This window comes from Nonomuraea maheshkhaliensis (genome assembly GCF_039529435.1).
GTDB lineage: Bacteria > Actinomycetota > Actinomycetes > Streptosporangiales > Streptosporangiaceae > Nonomuraea > Nonomuraea maheshkhaliensis.
In genome coordinates, this window is the sequence record NZ_BAAAMU010000316.1 from 1 (window position 1) to 1,094 (window position 1,094).

At 77.5% G+C, this 1,094-nt stretch carries 1 protein-coding gene; it reads right to left on the bottom strand.

All coding sequences use genetic code 11. From position 1 onward, the window contains the following. Nucleotides 1-683: 683 nt before the first annotated feature. Nucleotides 684-1,094: cell division protein FtsL (ftsL, locus tag ABFX54_RS56615; RefSeq protein WP_487047346.1), on the bottom strand; the 411-nt coding region annotated here is incomplete at its 5' end.

Here is a 1,094-nt window from a genome sequence, read left to right on the forward strand (position 1 = left end):
CACGCCCGCCCGATCACCGGCCCGGACACCGGCCGGGTCACCGGCCCCGTCACCGGCCCGGTCACCGGAACGTCCGTGCGCGCGCTCGTCGCGGCCCTGGACGCGTCCCCTGAGCCGCTCGTCCTCGTCGCGCGACCGGGGCGCACGGCCTCGGGGGCGGTCGCCGTCGTCGCGTGATTGAGGGGCGCGCCTCCTCGGGGGTTCGTCGTCGTCACGGTCGCGCGAACGCCCGCGCGGGCCGTCGTCCCGTGACCGGCCCCGTGGGCCGTCATCGCCGGGCCGCGACCGGCCGCGCGGCTCCTCGCCCGGCTCACGCGGCGGGCGCGCCCGGCCGTCGTCGTGCCCGAACGGCAGGTCGAGCGGGTCGAGCCGCTCACGGGGCCGCCGCGGTGGGTTCTCCGGCGAGCCGGAACGGCCCGCACCATCCGATCGACCGCCATCCGACCGGCCACCGCCCGAGCGGCCACCGTCGGACCGCCCGCTGTCGGACCGGCCACCCGAACGACCGCCGTCGGAAGGCCCCTCGTCGAAACGCTCCTCGTCGAAACGGCCGCCGGAGCGGCCGCCCTGGCGTCCGCTCCTGCCCGGTCCTCCCGGCGTACGACGAGCGGCGCCTGGCCCTCCTTGAGAGCCGGCGCCGCCTGCGCCACGGCCGGGTCCCTGCCCCCTGCCGCCGGAACCGCTCACCGTGTGCTGTCCGCCTGGCCGGCCTGGGTGTCGGTCGTGCCGCTGGTCCACGGGTTGACCTCGTCCCACCTGCGGCTGAGGCCCTGCTTGTCGGCCATGTCGGCGATGACGCCGGGCTGCGTCTTGCGCTGGTATTCCTGCTCGATCTTCTCCTTCTCCTGCTCGGCCACCGCGATCTGCTCGCGCAGCGACGCGTCGGTGATCGCGTCCTGGGCGAGCATGGTGTTGAGCAGCAGGAGGCTGACGAGGCCGCCGCAGAGCAGGCCGACGACGAGCAGCACGAACGGCGCCCGCGACCGGCGCGACGGATGCCGCGACGCGGCGGGCCGGGCCGAGGGACGGGACGACGTCGCGCCGCCGGTCTCGGGGCGCGCCGGGCGGCTCCGCTCGGCGGGCGGCGCCGTGCG